This window comes from Frateuria terrea, from assembly GCF_900115705.1.
Classification (GTDB): domain Bacteria; phylum Pseudomonadota; class Gammaproteobacteria; order Xanthomonadales; family Rhodanobacteraceae; genus Frateuria_A; species Frateuria_A terrea.
Genome location: NZ_FOXL01000005.1, coordinates 311,708 through 327,380 on the forward strand (window position 1 = coordinate 311,708; position 15,673 = coordinate 327,380).

Sequence of the window (15,673 nt, forward strand, 5' to 3'; positions counted from 1 at the left end):
TGAACGCCTTTACTTGACCACCACGGTGCCGACCATCATCGGATGGATCGAGCAGTAGTAGGCGTAGGTTCCAGGCCGACTGAAGGTCACCGCATAGCCGTCCCCGGTGTCCAGCGCCGCGGACGAGCGGAACAGCGCGCCGGCGCTGGTGACGGTGTGCGGCTCCTCGTCCAGGTTGCTCCAGGCCACGCGCGTGCCTGCGCGCACGTTGAGCACCTTGGGCGAGAACGCGAAATTGCGGATCTGCACCTTCACCGTCGCTGCCGCTCCTGCGGCATGCAGCGGCAGGAAACCCGAGACGGCCATGGCAATGGCCAGCGCGCCGAGCAGCGGCCACCGGCGCCTCATGGCAAGGCCTCCTCGGTGATCGCAAGCATCTGGCGACCCTGCACGTGCCGCACCTCGCGCACGCCGATGTAGCTGTGCAGCCGCCCTGGCGGCACGTCCTTCAAGGGGCCAGGCCCGGGACCGACGCCCGGCGGCGGCTGCGGGTAGGCGGTGGAGCGCGCGGTGTGGAAGGTGATCGTGCCCTCGATCTTCTGCTGGATCTGGTGGATGTGCCCGTTCAGCACGCTCACCGAGCCGAACCGCCGCAGGTAAGCCATCGCCTGTGCGCTGTCGTCGGTGCCCCAGCCCCACTGCGGGTACAGCGGCCACAGCGGCATGTGCGCGAACACCACCACCGGCGTCTCTGCCGACAGCGGCGCCAGGTCCTTCTTCAGCCAGGCCAGCTGTTCCGCGCCCAGGTAGCCCAGTCCACCGGCCCTGAGGCCGAGCACGTTGACCAGGCCGACGAAATGCACGCCGCGATGATCGAAGCTGTACCAGCCGCCCGGCTGCTGGCGCTGGCCGAAGCGGCGGAAGAACTCCGCGCCATTGTCGCCGATCACGTCGTGCTCGCCCGGCACGTAGAACACCTGGCGCGCGCGGCCCTCGCCCATCACGCCGGCCAGCGTGTCGAATTCGTCCGCGCGGGACAGGTGGGTGAGGTCGCCGGTGTGGATCAGGAAGTCGGGCCGCCGTGGCTGCGCATCGACCAATGCGAGCGAGGCGCGCAGGCTGCCGACCACGTCCATGTTCGGCGCCTTGTGGAAACCGATGTGCGAATCGCTGATCTGCACGAAGCTGAAGCTGGCGTCCGGGTCGCCCACCGCGCCGCGATCGAGCGTGCGCGCCTGCAACACGCCGCCCTTCATCAGCCAGAGGGTGCCGGTGCCCGCCCAGGCCATGCACTTGAGGAAATGGCGCCGGCCGCTCGCGGCGTCTTCGGGGTGGTCGTTCATGTCGGTCGCTCCAGGCAGGGCGCGTGGCCGGATGGCCAGCGCAGGACGCGCACGTTGCCGGCGCCTTCCCTACCTGCACTACCGCGCCGCCGGGCCGGGTATTCCGGTCGGCCCACGCCGGGAATAAAGTCGCCGCGAGCGAGGTAATCACCCTTATGCCCGCCAACCCCTTCGCCCGCCCCTCCCAGGAGGCCGCCACCTCGGTTCGCTTCGAGGCCGAGGTGCTGCCCTGGCTGGACGCGGCCTACAACCTCGCCCGCTGGCTGGTGCGCAATGACGCCGACGCGCAGGACGTGGTGCAGGAATCGCTGCTGCGCGCGCTGCGCTACTTCGGCAGTTTCCACGGCGGCGATGCCCGCGTGTGGCTGCTCGCGATCGTGCGCAACACCTGCTACACGCTGCACGCCAGGCACGCGCCCGAAGGCCGGCACGCAAGCCTGGACGACGAAGCCCTGGCGTTGCCGGACGACTGCCCCTCGCCCGAGGCGCTCACCCTGCTCGCGGTGGACGTCGGCTCGCTGCGGCAGGCACTCGAACGCCTGCCGCCGCCGCTGCGCGAGATGATCGTGCTGCGCGAGCTGGAGGAGTGTTCGTACAAGGAGATTGCGACCGTCACCGGCCAGAAGATCGGCACTGTGATGTCGCGGCTGGCGCGGGCGCGCGAACGCCTGCGGGCGGAACTGTCCCACCCGACCACGGAGGCGGGCCGCCATGACGTGCGATGAAATCCGGCTGCTGCTGCATGCCTACCTGGACGACGAACTGGACGCGGCGCAGAGCGCGGCGGTGCTGGCACACCTTGCCGGCTGCGCGGCCTGCACCGCCCGCTACGAAGACCACGCCCGCCTGCGCGAAGCGCTGGCGCAACCGGACCTGTACCGGCCTGCGCCCGATGCGCTGCGCGAACGCTGGCTCGCCTCGCAGCCGACCGCGCCAGTCACGGCCCGGCCGCGCCGGGGGCCGATCGCCCTGGCGCTGGCGGCCGGCTTCGCCGGCGCGCTGCTGCTCACCAGCCCGGCCTGGATCGACAGCCTGCGTGCACCCGGGACGGCCGACGGCGCGCTGGTCGCGCAGGCCATCTCCGGCCACCTGCGGTCGCTGCAGCCACAGCACCTGATGGACGTGGTCTCGTCCGACCGGCACACGGTCAAGCCGTGGTTCGAGGGACGGCTGGATTTCTCGCCGCAGGTGAAGGACCTGGCCAGCCAGGGCTTTCCGCTGGCCGGGGGCCGTCTGGACGTGGTGGGCGGGCGCAGCGTGGCGGCGCTGGTCTACCGGCGGCACCTGCACGTGATCAACCTGTTCCAGTGGCCGGACGAAGTTTCGGAGCCGCGGCCACGAATGATCCGCCAGCACGGCTACGCCGCCATCGAATGGTCCGCCGACGGCATGCGCTACGTCGCGGTGTCTGACCTCGGCGAGGGCGAACTGCAGGAGTTCGTGCGCGACTTCCGCGAAGGTGCCGCGCTGCGCTGAATTGCGCCTCAGGCGCTCTGCGGCAACGGCGGCGCGTTGTCGCCCGAAGGATCGAGCCAATCTTCCGGCGTCAGCGGGCGCAGGCCGTGGGCGATACGCCCCTTGTCGCACTGCAGGCTGTGCCGGCCGAATTCCCAGGACGGTTCGACCTCGCGGCACACCGACGGCTTGATCGGATGGATGCCGCAATAGGCCGCCTCGCCGATGGTGCCCTTCAGGGCAACGCAACGCGGCTGCTTCGACTGCGTGCCGCGCATCACCACGCGATGCGGGTCGAGTTGCTCGGTGAGGTCGGCCGGCACCGTACCGCCCAGGAAGGGGTCGGTCTCGGACCAGTGGAAGGCGATGCGGAAGAAGGCGCAGCAGGCGCCGCAGCTCAGGCAGGGATGGGCCATGGGAAGAACGCAGGGCGCACCCCGAGGCACGCAGCGCGCGGATTCTAGAGCGCGGCGAGGCTGGGCGGAAGATGGTTGGCGCAGGTGCCCAAAGCCTTGGTGGGCGGTTGTTTAGGTAGGTCGGGCTGCGGCATGCGGCGGCCCTTCGACTCCACTCCGTATCGCTCGGGCCGAGCGGTGAAAGAGTTCGACGCCAACCGCCCCGCGCGATCCGCTTCGCGACGCTCGGGGCAACGACGGAAGATGCCGATACGCGCCACCGCTCATGCCTGGGCAGGCCCATCGGGGCGAAATCCAAAAAGCCGCCACCCTCAGATTTCCCCCGAGAAGGTGTCGCAACTGGACAACTGCCCGCTCTCGAGCCCCGTCTTGAACCACTTCACCCGCTGCGCGGACGTGCCATGGGTGAACGAATCCGGCACCACCGCGCCCTGGGTTTGGCGCTGCAGCGTGTCGTCGCCGATCTTGCTGGCGGCGTTGAGCGCCTCCTCCACGTCGCCCGCCTGCAGCCAGTGCAGGCGCTGCTCGCTGCGGTTGGCCCACACGCCGGCGTAGCAATCGGCCTGCAGCTCCTGCCGCACCGACAGGCCATTAGCGCCCTCCATCGGCGCGCCCTGCTCGCGCGCCTGCTGCACCTTGTCGAACACGCCCAGCTGCTTCTGCACGTGGTGGCCGACTTCGTGCGCGATCACGTAGGCGCGGGCGAAATCGCCAGCGGCGCCGAAGCGGTCCTGCAATTCCTGGAAAAAGGAAAGGTCGAGGTAGATCTTTTCGTCGCCGGGGCAATAGAACGGCCCCACCGCAGTCGAGGCCAGGCCGCAGGCGGTGCGCACGCCGCCGCTGAACAGGTCGAGCTTCGGATCGACGTACTGGCGCCCGCTGGCGGCGAAGATGTCGCCCCAGGTCTTCTCGGTGGAACCGAGGATCGCGCTGACGAAGTCGCGCTGCTGCGGGTCGACCTGCGCCGGCTGACTGGTCGGCGCGGACTGGTCGACCGACCCGCCCTGGTCGAGCAACGCCGTCGGGTCCTTGAAGAACACCCAACCCAGGATCGCCAGCACGATCAGCCCGCCGATGCCCAGCCCACGGCCGCCGCCGAAGCCGAATCCGCCGCCGCCACCGCGGCCGCTGTCGATCTCCAGGTTGCGGCTGCGCTCGCCCTTTTGCCAGTCCATGCCTTCGACCCCGCATGCGCCGCAGCGCGACCGGGCCATCCTATCGGCCGCGGTGTCTCCCCTGCGTACACGTTGCCGCTACAGTAGGCCACCCTCCAGATCGCCGCCCCATGAAAGAACACCTGCCCGCCCTGGTCACATTGCTCGCCGTCCTGCTGATGTTCGGTACTGCCTTCGCGGTCGGCCTCGCGCGCGGGCGCTATGGCATCCAGGCGCCGGCAACCAGTGGCCACCCGGCCTTCGAGCGTGCCTTCCGCGTGCAGATGAACACGCTCGAGGCGACGCTGCTGTTCCTCCCCACGCTGTGGGTGGCGGCCAGCTACGGCTATGCATCCTGGGCCGGCATCGCGGGACTGGTGTGGCTGGCGGGGCGGACGTGGTATGCGCTGGCCTACCTGCGGGAGGCCGCCAGGCGCGGTGGCGGCTTCCTCGTCGGCATGGTCGCCTGGGCAGCCACGCTGCTGATGGCGCTGGCCGGCCTGGGCCGCACGCTGTTCGTCGGTTGAGTGACTTCCGGGGATTGCGCCACGCCCGTCCGCGCCGCTAGCGTGGCCCCACGGGTCGCGCAGCAACCCCATACGCAGGTTCGTTTTCGGCCGATGCCCTCCCGTCCTCTCCATCCTTCGCTGCATGATGCGCGACTGCCGCACCTGGTCAGCGCCATCGGCATGATCGCGCTGTATTTCGCGCTGCAGTTCCTCGCCAGCGGGCTGGTCGGGCTGGGGCTGGGCTTCGCGCTGGGCGTGACGGGCACGCCGATGGCGGGCATGGCGGCGCGCATCCGTGCGGTGCTGGCGCAGCCGGACACCAACGCGCTGATGGTGATCCTGACTCTGCTGCTGGCGGCCAGCGTGACCATCGTGCTGGTACGGCGACTGTGGCCGGCGGCCTGGTCGCATGGTGCCCCTCCGGGTCTCGGGCTGACCCGTCCGGGCCGGCCGCTGTTCTACCTGGCTGCCGTGCTGCTGGGGCTCGCGCTGCCGATCGCCGGCGGCTGGCTGACCCGCTGGATCGCGCACGGCCAGGAGGTCACCCAGGACGTCAAGCAGATCGGCGGCGCCGCCTCGCTGGCGCTGCGCCTGCCGCTGGCACTGGTGGTGGTCAGCGTGGGACCGCTGGTGGAGGAACTGCTGTTCCGCGGCGCCCTGCTCTCGGCGCTGCTGCGGCGCATGGGCACCGGCGCGGCGATCGCCATCAGCTCGCTGGTGTTCGCCTGCGTGCATCTGCCCGATCTCGGCTTCCTCTGGTACGCGGTGCCGAACCTGGCGCTGCTGGCCGTCGCGCTGGCATGGCTGCGGTTGCACTCCGGCTCGCTGTGGCCGGCGGTGGTTGCGCACGGGGTTAACAACCTGCTGGCGGTGACGGTCTGGTTCGTGGCGTCGGCCGCCGCCCACTGATCGATCCGGCGAAACCTCTCGCAAGGTGGCGTGCGGGTCCATTGCCGGCCTACAGAGGCATCGCATAGATTCGGGCCTTCCATTCCGATCGAGCAGGACGCCCGACGATGCGACGCCCCCGCCCCGCCTTCCGCGCCTTGCTGTTCCTTCTCGCAGCGACAGGATGTCTTTCCGTCATGGCCTTTTCTACCGACAACCCGACGAAGCACCCTGCCGCAAACCATTTCCCGCTGAAGTTCAAGCGGCACGACTTTCGCGCCTATTGCTACAACACGATTGGCTGCGAGGTGATTTATGCGGATAACAACTTCACCCGATTCTACGAAAACAAAGTTGCGCCTCCACCACGCTCGGCCAACTATCGGGACGATTGGGGGCTAGCGTCCTACGGCGGCATCCAAAACTTTCCGCCGCCTGCCTTGGTGCGATGGAAGTCACTCGACGGTGCGTCACACGAAGCCAAGGTCGACATCGGCGCCATATTCAAGGACGAACTTGTCCTATATCGCGTTCCCAATGATGAAATTCGCGACGGCGCCTTTCCGGGCCCCGGTCCTGCTGCGGATCCCAGCATCTTCCTTGAGGTGAACGATCGGACGATCAGTGTCTTTACTAAGACGATGATTCCCACGAAAGCCGAGCAGGAGCCGGGAAATCGGTATAGCGATTATTGCGCAGACCTGATCCCAGTTTGGAGCCAAACATACTGACGTTTGATCGGGAGCCAGGGATATGGGCCGCGACCACAGGTCTGGCAGGGAGGGCTTGCCGGTAGACGACGTGTCGTCCTACCCCGCCAGCGCGGCGGATATGCGCTTGTACAAAGACGCGGGCTCCCAGTTGGCACATTTCAAGCCACCGGTGCTGGTGCACGGAGGCAATCCGCACGAAAGACTCTTTGTGTGTGCCTTCGACGGAACAGGCAACGACAAGTTCAAGAACCCCCTTCACGCCACAAACGTGGCAAAGATCGACGAGCAGGTTTCTCGTCTGGCAATCGCCGGGAACCATCAAATCGCGGGCGGCTATGTTCCCGGCCCAGGCACCCAAGAGGACGCCATCACTCGTACGCTCGATGGCGCCATCGGGTACACCTACGAAGCGCGCGTCGAAAAGATGTACCAGTTGCTCATCCAGCAGGCTGCCGAGTGGCGCAGAGAGGACCCACACGCGCGGATCCGCTTGGCTGACATTGGCTTCAGTCGCGGCGCCGACGAAGCCGCCAGTTTCGCGCGCTTCGTCCACGAACACGGCATCCAGGACTTCAACGGCGCGACCTACACGCGCGATTCCCATGGTCGCATTACCCGCGTCGAATACACCAAACCGCCCCTGGTCCCGCCAGGCAAGGTGGCCCAGGTGGTCGGCCTGTTCGACCCCGTGGGCACCGGCGCACCTGTCAACGACTACGACCGGCGGCTGCCGCCATCGGTGATTTCAGGCTTTCAGATCTTCGCGAAGGACGAGCACCGCGGAATGTTCAAGTCCGACCACATCATCGATCCGGACGTATCGCCGGACGGCCGCTTCCTCGGCGTACGGGTACCTGGCGCGCATTCGGACGTGGGTGGCAGCTATCTGCTGAACGGGTTGAGCATCCGCAGCGGCAACCTGATGGTCGACTACCTCAACGCGCTCAGTGACCGGCCATTCCTGGAAAAGTCGCCCGAGCCCATCGACCCGCGCTTCAACGTCGTGCACCGCTCCACTCAGGGCAACTGGCTCTACCGCGTGTGGCACAAGGTGGACCGGCTCGAACCTGACGGCTACAACACGCTCGAAGCACCGAAGCACCATCACCACGGCTACCGAGTGACGGGCGATCCCTACAACGCCGAGCCGCGTGACGACGCTTTGAGCCAGCAGTTCGATTTCCGCAACGTGGCGATCGGCCCGGTGCCAGCCAGCCCGAGCGAGACCGTCCAGCAGCTGCCGCCGGCCGAACCTGGGATCGCTCATCGCGGGACCGCCAACGCTCGTTCGACGGCATCGGTCGACGCCATGATCGAACGGCTCTATCAGGCCGCCCTCAAGCGTGACAACGGTGCCATGGATGCCGTGGCGGACGACTATCTTCAGTCGCCGCAGGGCGCCGACTGGTGGCGCGGGATCCAGCAGTGCGGTCAGGCAATGCAGATGCCAGAGCCTGCGCCCGCTTGCCAGGGCCAAGCGCCGGAACCGATGGTAGCGGCCGGCATGCAACGTTGACCGACAAGCACAAGGAGTGCCCATGGATGGCGGCAATATCGACGAGGTGAAGCAGTTGCTGGTCAAGCTCGCAGTCATTGCCGAACAGATCGACACGCGCAGCCGCGGCGCGCTGCAGCGCATCGACGCCAGCGCCAACACGCTCGACCAGAGCGCCCGACGCTGGATCGCAGGTGCGGACGGGTTCACGCGCGCGGTCCTCGACAGCATCGGCACACAGGCGCGAGACAGCATCGCCGGCGCGACGCGCCGGGCGCTCGATCCAGTGGACACGCAACTGCGCCAAAGCGCCGAGGCGGCCAAATGGGCGGCAGACGCCCTGTCCGAACAACGCAAGCTGCTCACGCAGGCACAGCGCTCGGTGGTCCACAAGGGCCTGCTCGCCCTGTTGCTGGGCTCGCTGCTGGCGGCCGCCGGCAGCGGCTGGGTGGCCTGGCGCAGCATGCACCGGACGGCGCTGGGCGACGAGCTGGTCCAGGCGGTGCGCTCGGGCGTGATCGTGCGCTGTCCGGACAGCCTCTCGCTATGCGTCCGTCTCGGCGATCATCCCCACCGCAGCGGAAACCGTGGCGAATACCTGGAGGTGCAGCCTCGCAGGCCCGCGCGGTAGACGCGACCGGATGCGGAACCTCAGCCCGCCAGGATGCCGAAGCTGCGCAGCAAGCGCGCCGTTTCGAACAGCGGCAGGCCCATCACCCCGGAGTAGCTGCCCTCCAGGTGCTCCACCAGCGTCGCGCCGCGCCCCTGGATTGCATACGCCCCGGCCTTGCCGAACGGCTCGCCGGTAGCGACGTAGGCGGCGATCACCGCCTCGTCCAGTGGCGCGAAGCGCACCTGCGAAACGCAAAGCTCGCATCGCGCGTGCAACGCATCCACGCCCCACACCGCCGAAACCACCGCATGGCTGCGGCCCGAGAGGCGGCGCAACATGGCCGCGGCCTGGTCCGCATCCGCCGGCTTCCCGAACACCTCGCCTTCCAGTACCACTTCGGTGTCCGAGCCCAGCACCACCGCAGGGGAGGCGTCCGCCAGCAGGGCGAATCCCGCCCGTGCCTTGTCGCGGGCGACGCGGCTGACGTATTCCTCGGGCGACTCGCCCGCGGCCCGCTGTTCGGGCACCTCCAGGTCCAACGTCCGGAAGGCAATGCCCAGCTGCTGCAACAGCTCTCGGCGACGGGGCGACTGGGAAGCGAGATAGAGCATGGCGTTCCGGGGCGAGGGCAAAGGAGCCAGCATAACGGTTCCCTCCGGCCTGCCTCGATTGCGCACTCGTCATCGCAGCGGCTGCCGGTTGTGCCTGCCGGTGCCGGACGATCTGCTGTTCCACGCCATGCGCGGCGACCGCCCAGGTCCATGGCGTACCGATGGCAAACCGGTCGCTACAGCGTGAGGGTGTACTCGCAGAACTCGTGGTCGCGCCGCCAGCCGAGCGATTCGTAGAGCGCCTGGGCCGGTCCGTTGTCCAGCGCGGTGGACAGCGAAAGGCTCGCCGCCCCCAGCGCCCGCGCATGCGCGGCCGCCTCGCGCAGCAGCGCCGCCGCCACGCCCCGGCGGCGCGCCTGGGCCGCCACGAACATGTCGTTGAGCAGGTAGGTGCGCACCATCCGCACCGAGGAGAACAATGGGTAGAGCTGTGTAAAACCCAGTCCCGCGCCGCTGGCGTCGCAGGCCAGCAGGATCAGCGATTGCTGGTGTGCGAAGCGCGCCGCCAGGAACGCCCGCGCGCCCTCGGGATCGGACGGCTTGCCGTAGAACTGCCGGTAACCGTCGAACAGCGGCACCAGCGTGTCGAGGTCGTGGATCGTGGCCTGGCGAACCTGCGCGGACATGGCGGCTCCGGAGAGGGAAGAAAGCGCGACCGTATCGGTCCCGGCGCCGCCGCACAAGCCCGGCTGCCGGGCCCGCCGTTACTCCCGAATTCACGGGCCCTAGAGCGGGTGTTGCCGGTACGGCGGCTAGCGTCGGTGCCACCGCATCGCCCGGAGCCGCCCATGAAGTCCCCCGTCCCGACCTTCATCGCCCTGCTCGGCCTCGCGCTCGCCTGGGCGGTGCCTGCGCTGCCGGCCGTCGCCGCACAGACGCCGCACACGCTGGACCGGCAGGAGCAGGCCTTCGTGGCCAAGGCCACGGCCGACAATTCCCTGCAGATCGAGCTGGCCAAGGTCGCGCGGGAGCGCTCCTCCTCGGCACGGGTGCGTGCGCTGGCCAAGCGCGTCATCGACGACCACCAGGCACTGAACCGCAAGTTCAGCGAGTTCTCGGTGGCCAAGAAAGCGCACGGCCAGGCCCACGGCATCCCTTCGGAGGACGTCACCCGGGACAAGCTGCAGTTGCAGCGGCTGAAGGGCGACGCGCTCGACCAGGCCTTCGCCGGCATGATGGTCACCGAGCACCAGAAGATCATTCCGCTCTACGAGCAGGCGGCCAAGGAGGCCCACGACCCCAGCTTGCGTGGCATCGCCCGGGACGGCCTGCCGATGCTCCGCGACCACCTGCGGCAGGCGCAGGCCATCACCGCGAAGTAGGAAGCGGGATCAGGCCAGCTCGCAGAGCAGCCGGAGCCAGCCGGCCGAAGCGCTACGGGCGCTGGTCGGCGAGCACGAACGCGGCCGCCATTTCGCCGATCATCGCCGAGGGCGCCTCGGTGTTGCCGCTGACCAGCGTGGGCATGATCGAGGCGTCGGCCACACGCAGCCCCTGCACGCCACGGACGCGCAGGCGCGGATCGACCACGGCACCGGCATCGGCGCCCATGCGGCAGGTGCCGACCGGGTGGTAGATGGTGTCGGCGTGCGCGCGGATGAGCGCGCGCAGGCCTTCGTCGTCTTCGCTGCCGGTGCCGTGCAGCGCGCGTCCGCCATAGGCCGCCAGCGCCGGCGCGGCGAGGATGCGGCGCACGATACGTGCACCTTCGAGCAGCAGCTCCATGTCCTGCGGCTCGGCCAGGAAGTTGGGATCGATCAGCGGCGCGTCGGCGACGCCCGCGCCCCCCAGCCGCACGCAGCCGCGACTGGCCGGACGCAGCACGCAGACGTGCAGCGCAAGGCCGGAAGCCAGGTGCATCCGCCGGTTGTGGTCGTCGACCATACCGATGCAGAAATGCAATTGCAGGTCGGGCCGCTCGACCTGCGGCCCACTGCGGATGAAGCCTCCCGCCTCGGCCGCATTGCTGGTGAGCATGCCCTCGCCGCGCCGGCGATACGCACCGATGCTGCCGGTCAGCCGCGCGAGAGTGGCTGGGTTGGTGCCGAACAGGCCGTCGGCGCGCACGCGCAGGTTGGCCGTGTAGTCGACGTGGTCCTGCAGGTGGGCACCCACGTCCGGCGCATCGCGCAGCACCGCGATACCGAGCTCGCGCAGGTGTGCAGCCGGCCCGATGCCGGAGAGCATCAGCAGCTGCGGCGAGCCGATCGCGCCAGCGCAGACGATCACCTCGCGCCGCGCCCGCAAGTGCCGCTCGCCCACCAGCACACCACTCGCGCGCTGCCCGTCGAACATGATGCGCCGGGCCGGCGCCCCGGCCAGCACGCGCAGGTTCGGTCGCGGCTTGCCATCACCCAGGTAGGCGCTGCCGGCATCGACGCGCCGGCCGTTGCGCTGGAACACCTGGTACAGGCCCACGCCTTCCTGCCGCGGACCGTTGAAGTCGTCGTTGCGCGGATAGCCGCACTGCACCGCCGCCTCCACGAAGGCACGGCTGAGCGGGCCGGGCGAACGCAGGTCGCTCACCGGGAGTGGCCCGCCGGTGCCGTGCCAGTCGTCGGCGCCACGCGTGTTGTCCTCGATGCGGCGGAACACCGGCAGCACGTCGCGCCAGCTCCAGCCCACGCAGCCGAGCGCGGCCCAGCCGTCGTAATCCTGCGGCTGCCCGCGGGTGCAGATCATCGCGTTGATCAGGCTGCTGCCGCCGACGCCGCGGCCGCGCGGCACGTAGCCGCGGCGGCCGTCCAGCTGCGCCTGCGGCACGGTCTGGTAGGCGTAGTTGTGGCGCCCGCGCCAAGGCACCAGCGCGACGATGCCCATCGGCACGCGGCTCAGCCACGAGGGCGTGGCCGGCCCGGTCTCGACCAGGCATACGCTCGGCCGATCCGCCGCGTCGGCCAACCGCGCCGCAACGGCGCAACCGGCCGGCCCGGCGCCGACCACGATGAAATCCGCTTCTTCTTTGTCCATGCTCAATGGCCGGACGGCTTGGGCTTGAGCGCGTTTTGCAGCAGGCTGTCGAGCATGTCCTTTCCGTTACTGGCCGGCTGGCGCGTGGCCGGCTTGGCGCCGGTGCCTCGCGTACCCGCCTCCAGCAGCCCCGCCGCGGCGCCCGGATCGAGCTTGAAGCTGGGTGCGCTGGCAGTGCCGCCGACATGCACGCCCACGCCGTTGGTGCTCATGCCCTTGATCAGGCCGCCCAGCGCGCCAGCCGCCTTGGAGCTACCCAGCAACCCGGCCAGGCCCTTGCCGGCCTGGCCGGCCCCCGTCACGCCTTCATCAAGCTTCACCAGCATGCGGAAATCGAGCGCGCCGTCGGCGGCCATGCGGCCCTTGCCTGTGAAGCTGCCCAGCTGAGCGATCTGCGCCTTGGCCGGATCGGCGTCGATGCCCCTGGGCGAGATGGTGAGCATTGCCTCGGCGTGGCGGATCACCGTGTCCTTCGGCGCGCTGATACCGGCCAGTGCCAGCGCACCACCGAGCTTGGCGCCCAGGCTGTAGCCAGCCAGGCGCGTGTCGTCGAGCGAGACCGGGCCATGGATGACCAGTGCATCGAGCGGCCCGCGCACCGTAAGGTCGATGCTCGCGGTACCGCCGGCCAGGCGCGAGTCCTTTGGCAGGATCACGCCGAACACCGGCAGCAGCGGCTGCAGGTCGTCGACCGGTTGCCGTTCGCCCTGCACCTTCAGATCCAGCCGCATCACCGCGGGCCGGTTGTCGAAGCTGCCGCCAATGGCCAGGCGGGCCTTGCCAGCGTGTAATTGGGTGTTGGCAAGCTGGCCGGTGCCGGCATCCAGCCGGTAGCTGGCCTGGTAGTCGATCCGCAGCGGCTGCGGCGAAGGGGCGCCGGAGGCGACCAGCTGCAGCTTGCGCGCATCGATGCGCCCGTTCGAGCGCAGCACGCCCCTGGCCGATGCGATGCGCGTGTCCAGATCGAGCACGCCACCGACACCACTGCCGCGAGCCATCAGGCCGGCGCCGACCAGGTCCAGGTCGTGCATCGCCAGGTGCGCGTCGATCGGCGTCGCCACTGCGTTGCCCGCCAGCCATGGACCCAGCTTGCCGTCCAGCGCCAGCGTGCCGCCGCCAGCGACGTCGGCCTTGAGCGCGAACGGGAAGGCCGCCTGCGTGCCGAGACGGTCGGCGCTGAGCTGCACGTGGTCGTACACCTTGCGGTCGCCCGCCATGCGGGTGAGCTCGATGCGGCCGTCGTCGATGCGCAACCGGTCGACGGTGAAGCCTGCCGGCGCGGTTTCCCCATGCGCAGGCGCGGATGCTGCGCCGCCGAGGCCACCGAAGTTCCAGTCGCCCTTGCGGTTCTGCGAAAGGCGCACCACCGGCTGATCGAGCGTCAGCGAGGTGACGTGCAACTGGCGGTTCACGAGCAGTGGCCACAGCCGCACGCCCAGTTCCAGCGAACGCGCGTTGATGAAGGACTGGTTGCCGAACCCGGGGGCGTCAGCGATGCGGATCTCGTCCGCCCTCAGCGAGCCGGAAAACGGCGCCAGGTGCAGTTCGCCGATGCTCACCTCGCGCCCGAGCGCCTTGCCCAGCGAGGCCTGGATCTGCGGACGGAAGTGGTTGACGTCCACCAGCAGCAGCGCGGCGACCCCGAGCCCGACCAGGGCCAGCACGGCAACGATCAATCCCAGCAGCAGACGTTTCATCGGCGCATCCCCCGCGGAAGGTTCCCCGATACTACCCAAAGCCTGCCCCTGCTCGGACCGGGCCGCCACGCTGGCTTGAAGCGGACCGCATTGCATCGCACCGTTGAAGCCGGTGCCGGCGGCCCCACCTCCTCGATTCATGGGCTGCCTTCCGGTTCCGTCGCTCTTCCTGCTCGGCTTCGGCATCGGCTACGCCGTGGATGGCGCGTCCGGCGCGCTGTGGGGCGCCGGCCTCGGGCTGGGTCTGGGACTGATCGGCGTGGGCTGGATGATCCGCCTGATGCGGGGCCGCCGTTGAACCGGACGCAACCCACCTGCTGGCCCTGCCGTCGGCCGCGTCGTCGGACGTTGGACCGACCCGAATGGAGTGTGAGGTGATCCGCGACATTGACCGCCTCAACCGTCGCCTGGACCGATTCGAGCGGCATCTGCCCCGCTGGATTGCGCGCCCACTGCGCTGGTTGCGCGCACCCTCATCGCGTTGGGTAAGGATTCCGGTGGGCCTGCTGCTCATCGTCGGCGGCCTCTTCAGCTTCCTGCCGCTGCTGGGGCTGTGGATGCTGCCGCTGGGCCTGTTGCTGCTTGCCCAGGACCTGCCGTTCCTGCGCCGGCCCACGCGCTGGCTGCTGATCCGGCTGGAACGCCAGTGGCTGCGCTTCAGGCGGCGCAAGCGGCGCCAGGCGTAAGCTCCGCCCGCACAGGTACTTCAGTCGCCATTGGCGGGCGCTACGGCACTATCCGCGGATGCGCCTGCGCCGACCGCCCCGCTTTGCTGTCCTGTTCGCGTTGCTCGCCCTGCTTGGCGGCTGCGCACGGCCTCACGTAGAAGCGCCGCAGCGCCGGCCGGCCGAAGTACGCGCGCAGATCGTGCGGCTGCTGCCGGCGGACACCGCCGATCGCACCGGCTGGGCGACCGACACCTATGCGGCCTTCGCCGCGCTGGACATCCCGCCGACCGACAGCAACCTCTGCGCCGCGCTCGCGGTCGCCGCGCAGGAGTCGGGCTACCATGCCGATCCGGCGGTGCCGGGGCTGGGGTCCATCGCGCGCAGGGAGATCGACCGCCGGGCCGCGCAGCACCACGTCCCGCAGTTCCTCGTAAGCGCCGCGCTCGCCCTGAAGTCGCCCGACGGCAGGAGCTACGGCGACCGCCTGGCTGACGTGCACACCGAGCGCCAACTGAGCCGGCTGTACGAGGACTTCATCGGCATGGTGCCGCTGGGCAAACGCCTGCTGGGCGACGACAACCCGGTGCACACCGGCGGCCCGATGCAGGTGAGCGTGGCCTTCGCCGAGGACTACGTCGGCTCGCACGACTACCCCTATCCGATCGACGGCTCGATCCGGCACGAGGTGTTCAGCCGCCGTGGCGGCCTGTACTTCGGCATCGCGCACCTGCTCGGTTACCCGGCCGACTATCCGCAGATGATCTACCGCTTTGCCGACTACAACGCAGGCTGGTACGCCAGCCGCAACGCGGCATTCCAGAACGCGGTGAGCGTGGCCTCGGGCATCCCGCTCGACCCGGATGGCGACCTGATCCGCTACGAGGGCGGCGTGGGTGCCACCGAGCGCGCCGTGCGCACGCTGGCCGGGCGGCTCGGCATGGAACCGGGCGAGATCCATGACGCGCTGGCACAGGGCGAGAGCCCGGACTTCGCCCGCACCGACCTGTACGCGCGGGTGTTCGAGCTGGCCAACGCCGCCGCGCGCAAGCCGCTGCCGCGCGCCATGCTGCCGCGCATCCGCCTGGAAAGCCCCAAGATCACCCGCAAGCTCACCACCGCGTGGTTCGCCAGGCGCGTCGATGGGCGCTACCAGCACTGTCTCGCGCAACTGCACGGCTAAGGGCCGGCAGCCGCTAGAAGA

General features: G+C 69.3%; 19 protein-coding genes. 11 read left to right on the forward strand and 8 right to left on the reverse strand.

The window, feature by feature from the left end; genetic code table 11:
- Positions 1-9: 9 nt before the first annotated feature.
- Positions 10-348 carry a cupredoxin domain-containing protein gene (locus BMZ38_RS10545; RefSeq protein ID WP_091337155.1) on the reverse strand — a complete coding sequence of 113 codons (339 nt, stop codon included), beginning with the start codon at positions 346-348 and terminating at the stop codon, positions 10-12.
- Complete coding sequence (locus BMZ38_RS10550) at positions 345-1,283, reverse strand: metallophosphoesterase family protein (RefSeq protein WP_091337156.1); 939 nt, start codon at positions 1,281-1,283, stop codon at positions 345-347. Before BMZ38_RS10550 ends, BMZ38_RS10545 begins: the two co-directional genes overlap by 4 nt.
- A gap of 155 nt (positions 1,284-1,438) precedes the next feature.
- On the opposite strand from BMZ38_RS10550, the gene BMZ38_RS10555 reads away from it, so the two are divergent.
- Together BMZ38_RS10555 and BMZ38_RS10560 are read left to right on the forward strand one after the other, a co-directional pair.
- A complete protein-coding gene (locus BMZ38_RS10555; protein WP_091337158.1) occupies positions 1,439-2,008 on the forward strand; it encodes a sigma-70 family RNA polymerase sigma factor in 570 nt (189 codons plus the stop codon).
- Positions 1,995-2,759 (forward strand): anti-sigma factor family protein, encoded by a 765-nt coding sequence (locus BMZ38_RS10560; RefSeq protein WP_091337159.1) that lies wholly within the window; start codon positions 1,995-1,997, stop codon positions 2,757-2,759. Before BMZ38_RS10555 ends, BMZ38_RS10560 begins: the two co-directional genes overlap by 14 nt.
- Before the next feature lie 8 nt (positions 2,760-2,767).
- Here the strand turns inward: BMZ38_RS10560 and BMZ38_RS10565 are convergent, their stop codons facing one another.
- Both BMZ38_RS10565 and ypfJ read right to left on the reverse strand, forming a co-directional pair.
- The gene (locus BMZ38_RS10565) at positions 2,768-3,154 is read right to left on the reverse strand and encodes a YkgJ family cysteine cluster protein (RefSeq protein ID WP_091337162.1); all 387 of its coding nucleotides are present in this window, start codon (positions 3,152-3,154) and stop codon (positions 2,768-2,770) included.
- Between the two features lie 311 nt (positions 3,155-3,465).
- Entirely contained in the window at positions 3,466-4,329 is an 864-nt protein-coding gene (ypfJ, locus tag BMZ38_RS10570; RefSeq protein WP_091337164.1) for a KPN_02809 family neutral zinc metallopeptidase, read from the reverse strand.
- Between the two features lie 110 nt (positions 4,330-4,439).
- Here ypfJ and BMZ38_RS10575 point away from each other — a divergent pair, with 110 nt between their 5' ends.
- From BMZ38_RS10575 to BMZ38_RS10595, 5 genes are all read left to right on the forward strand, one after another.
- A complete protein-coding gene (locus tag BMZ38_RS10575) occupies positions 4,440-4,835 on the forward strand; it encodes an MAPEG family protein (protein WP_091337166.1) in 396 nt (131 codons plus the stop codon).
- 93 nt (positions 4,836-4,928) lie between these two features.
- Positions 4,929-5,726, forward strand: a complete 798-nt coding sequence (locus tag BMZ38_RS10580) for a CPBP family intramembrane glutamic endopeptidase (protein WP_091337168.1) — start codon at positions 4,929-4,931, stop codon at positions 5,724-5,726.
- A gap of 107 nt (positions 5,727-5,833) precedes the next feature.
- On the forward strand, positions 5,834-6,436 hold the full coding sequence (locus tag BMZ38_RS10585; protein ID WP_245747304.1) for a hypothetical protein: 603 nt from the start codon (positions 5,834-5,836) through the stop codon (positions 6,434-6,436).
- 22 nt (positions 6,437-6,458) lie between these two features.
- On the forward strand, positions 6,459-7,934 hold the full coding sequence (locus BMZ38_RS10590) for a phospholipase effector Tle1 domain-containing protein (protein ID WP_091337172.1): 1,476 nt from the start codon (positions 6,459-6,461) through the stop codon (positions 7,932-7,934).
- 22 nt (positions 7,935-7,956) lie between these two features.
- Positions 7,957-8,544 (forward strand): hypothetical protein, encoded by a 588-nt coding sequence (locus BMZ38_RS10595; protein WP_091337174.1) that lies wholly within the window; start codon positions 7,957-7,959, stop codon positions 8,542-8,544.
- Between the two features lie 20 nt (positions 8,545-8,564).
- Here the strand turns inward: BMZ38_RS10595 and BMZ38_RS10600 are convergent, their stop codons facing one another.
- Positions 8,565-9,137, reverse strand: a complete 573-nt coding sequence (locus BMZ38_RS10600; protein WP_091337175.1) for a Maf family protein — start codon at positions 9,135-9,137, stop codon at positions 8,565-8,567.
- Between the two features lie 176 nt (positions 9,138-9,313).
- Positions 9,314-9,763: a GNAT family N-acetyltransferase gene (locus BMZ38_RS10605; protein WP_091337177.1), complete on the reverse strand. Its 450-nt coding sequence runs from the start codon at positions 9,761-9,763 to the stop codon at positions 9,314-9,316.
- Between the two features lie 162 nt (positions 9,764-9,925).
- On the opposite strand from BMZ38_RS10605, the gene BMZ38_RS10610 reads away from it, so the two are divergent.
- Positions 9,926-10,459: a DUF4142 domain-containing protein gene (locus tag BMZ38_RS10610; RefSeq protein WP_091337179.1), complete on the forward strand. Its 534-nt coding sequence runs from the start codon at positions 9,926-9,928 to the stop codon at positions 10,457-10,459.
- A gap of 52 nt (positions 10,460-10,511) precedes the next feature.
- Here BMZ38_RS10610 and BMZ38_RS10615 read toward each other — a convergent pair whose 3' ends face one another.
- Both BMZ38_RS10615 and BMZ38_RS10620 read right to left on the reverse strand, forming a co-directional pair.
- Positions 10,512-12,107: a GMC family oxidoreductase gene (locus BMZ38_RS10615; protein ID WP_091337181.1), complete on the reverse strand. Its 1,596-nt coding sequence runs from the start codon at positions 12,105-12,107 to the stop codon at positions 10,512-10,514.
- A gap of 2 nt (positions 12,108-12,109) precedes the next feature.
- Complete coding sequence (locus BMZ38_RS10620; RefSeq protein ID WP_091337183.1) at positions 12,110-13,804, reverse strand: AsmA family protein; 1,695 nt, start codon at positions 13,802-13,804, stop codon at positions 12,110-12,112.
- Positions 13,805-13,943: 139 nt separating this feature from the next.
- Here BMZ38_RS10620 and BMZ38_RS17795 point away from each other — a divergent pair, with 139 nt between their 5' ends.
- The 3 genes from BMZ38_RS17795 to BMZ38_RS10630 all read left to right on the forward strand — a co-directional run bounded on the left by BMZ38_RS17795 (position 13,944) and on the right by BMZ38_RS10630 (position 15,652).
- A complete protein-coding gene (locus BMZ38_RS17795; protein ID WP_175483784.1) occupies positions 13,944-14,102 on the forward strand; it encodes a hypothetical protein in 159 nt (52 codons plus the stop codon).
- A gap of 76 nt (positions 14,103-14,178) precedes the next feature.
- Positions 14,179-14,490 (forward strand): hypothetical protein, encoded by a 312-nt coding sequence (locus tag BMZ38_RS10625; protein ID WP_245747303.1) that lies wholly within the window; start codon positions 14,179-14,181, stop codon positions 14,488-14,490.
- 58 nt (positions 14,491-14,548) lie between these two features.
- Positions 14,549-15,652 carry a DUF1615 domain-containing protein gene (locus BMZ38_RS10630; protein ID WP_091337186.1) on the forward strand — a complete coding sequence of 368 codons (1,104 nt, stop codon included), beginning with the start codon at positions 14,549-14,551 and terminating at the stop codon, positions 15,650-15,652.
- The last annotated feature ends 21 nt before the right edge of the window (positions 15,653-15,673 follow it).

Bases quoted from the DNA above. Each gene is read 5' to 3' on its own strand.
- BMZ38_RS10545 (WP_091337155.1), bottom strand. From the start codon at position 348: ATGAGGCGCCGGTGGCCGCTGCTCGGCGCGCTGGCCATTGCCATGGCC.
- BMZ38_RS10550 (WP_091337156.1), bottom strand. From the start codon at position 1,283: ATGAACGACCACCCCGAAGACGCCGCGAGCGGCCGGCGCCATTTCCTC.
- BMZ38_RS10555 (WP_091337158.1), top strand. From the start codon at position 1,439: ATGCCCGCCAACCCCTTCGCCCGCCCCTCCCAGGAGGCCGCCACCTCG.
- BMZ38_RS10560 (WP_091337159.1), top strand. From the start codon at position 1,995: ATGACGTGCGATGAAATCCGGCTGCTGCTGCATGCCTACCTGGACGAC.
- BMZ38_RS10565 (WP_091337162.1), bottom strand. From the start codon at position 3,154: ATGGCCCATCCCTGCCTGAGCTGCGGCGCCTGCTGCGCCTTCTTCCGC.
- ypfJ (WP_091337164.1), bottom strand. From the start codon at position 4,329: ATGGACTGGCAAAAGGGCGAGCGCAGCCGCAACCTGGAGATCGACAGC.
- BMZ38_RS10575 (WP_091337166.1), top strand. From the start codon at position 4,440: ATGAAAGAACACCTGCCCGCCCTGGTCACATTGCTCGCCGTCCTGCTG.
- BMZ38_RS10580 (WP_091337168.1), top strand. From the start codon at position 4,929: ATGCCCTCCCGTCCTCTCCATCCTTCGCTGCATGATGCGCGACTGCCG.
- BMZ38_RS10585 (WP_245747304.1), top strand. From the start codon at position 5,834: ATGCGACGCCCCCGCCCCGCCTTCCGCGCCTTGCTGTTCCTTCTCGCA.
- BMZ38_RS10590 (WP_091337172.1), top strand. From the start codon at position 6,459: ATGGGCCGCGACCACAGGTCTGGCAGGGAGGGCTTGCCGGTAGACGAC.
- BMZ38_RS10595 (WP_091337174.1), top strand. From the start codon at position 7,957: ATGGATGGCGGCAATATCGACGAGGTGAAGCAGTTGCTGGTCAAGCTC.
- BMZ38_RS10600 (WP_091337175.1), bottom strand. From the start codon at position 9,137: ATGCTCTATCTCGCTTCCCAGTCGCCCCGTCGCCGAGAGCTGTTGCAG.
- BMZ38_RS10605 (WP_091337177.1), bottom strand. From the start codon at position 9,763: ATGTCCGCGCAGGTTCGCCAGGCCACGATCCACGACCTCGACACGCTG.
- BMZ38_RS10610 (WP_091337179.1), top strand. From the start codon at position 9,926: ATGAAGTCCCCCGTCCCGACCTTCATCGCCCTGCTCGGCCTCGCGCTC.
- BMZ38_RS10615 (WP_091337181.1), bottom strand. From the start codon at position 12,107: ATGGACAAAGAAGAAGCGGATTTCATCGTGGTCGGCGCCGGGCCGGCC.
- BMZ38_RS10620 (WP_091337183.1), bottom strand. From the start codon at position 13,804: ATGAAACGTCTGCTGCTGGGATTGATCGTTGCCGTGCTGGCCCTGGTC.
- BMZ38_RS17795 (WP_175483784.1), top strand. From the start codon at position 13,944: ATGGGCTGCCTTCCGGTTCCGTCGCTCTTCCTGCTCGGCTTCGGCATC.
- BMZ38_RS10630 (WP_091337186.1), top strand. From the start codon at position 14,549: ATGCGCCTGCGCCGACCGCCCCGCTTTGCTGTCCTGTTCGCGTTGCTC.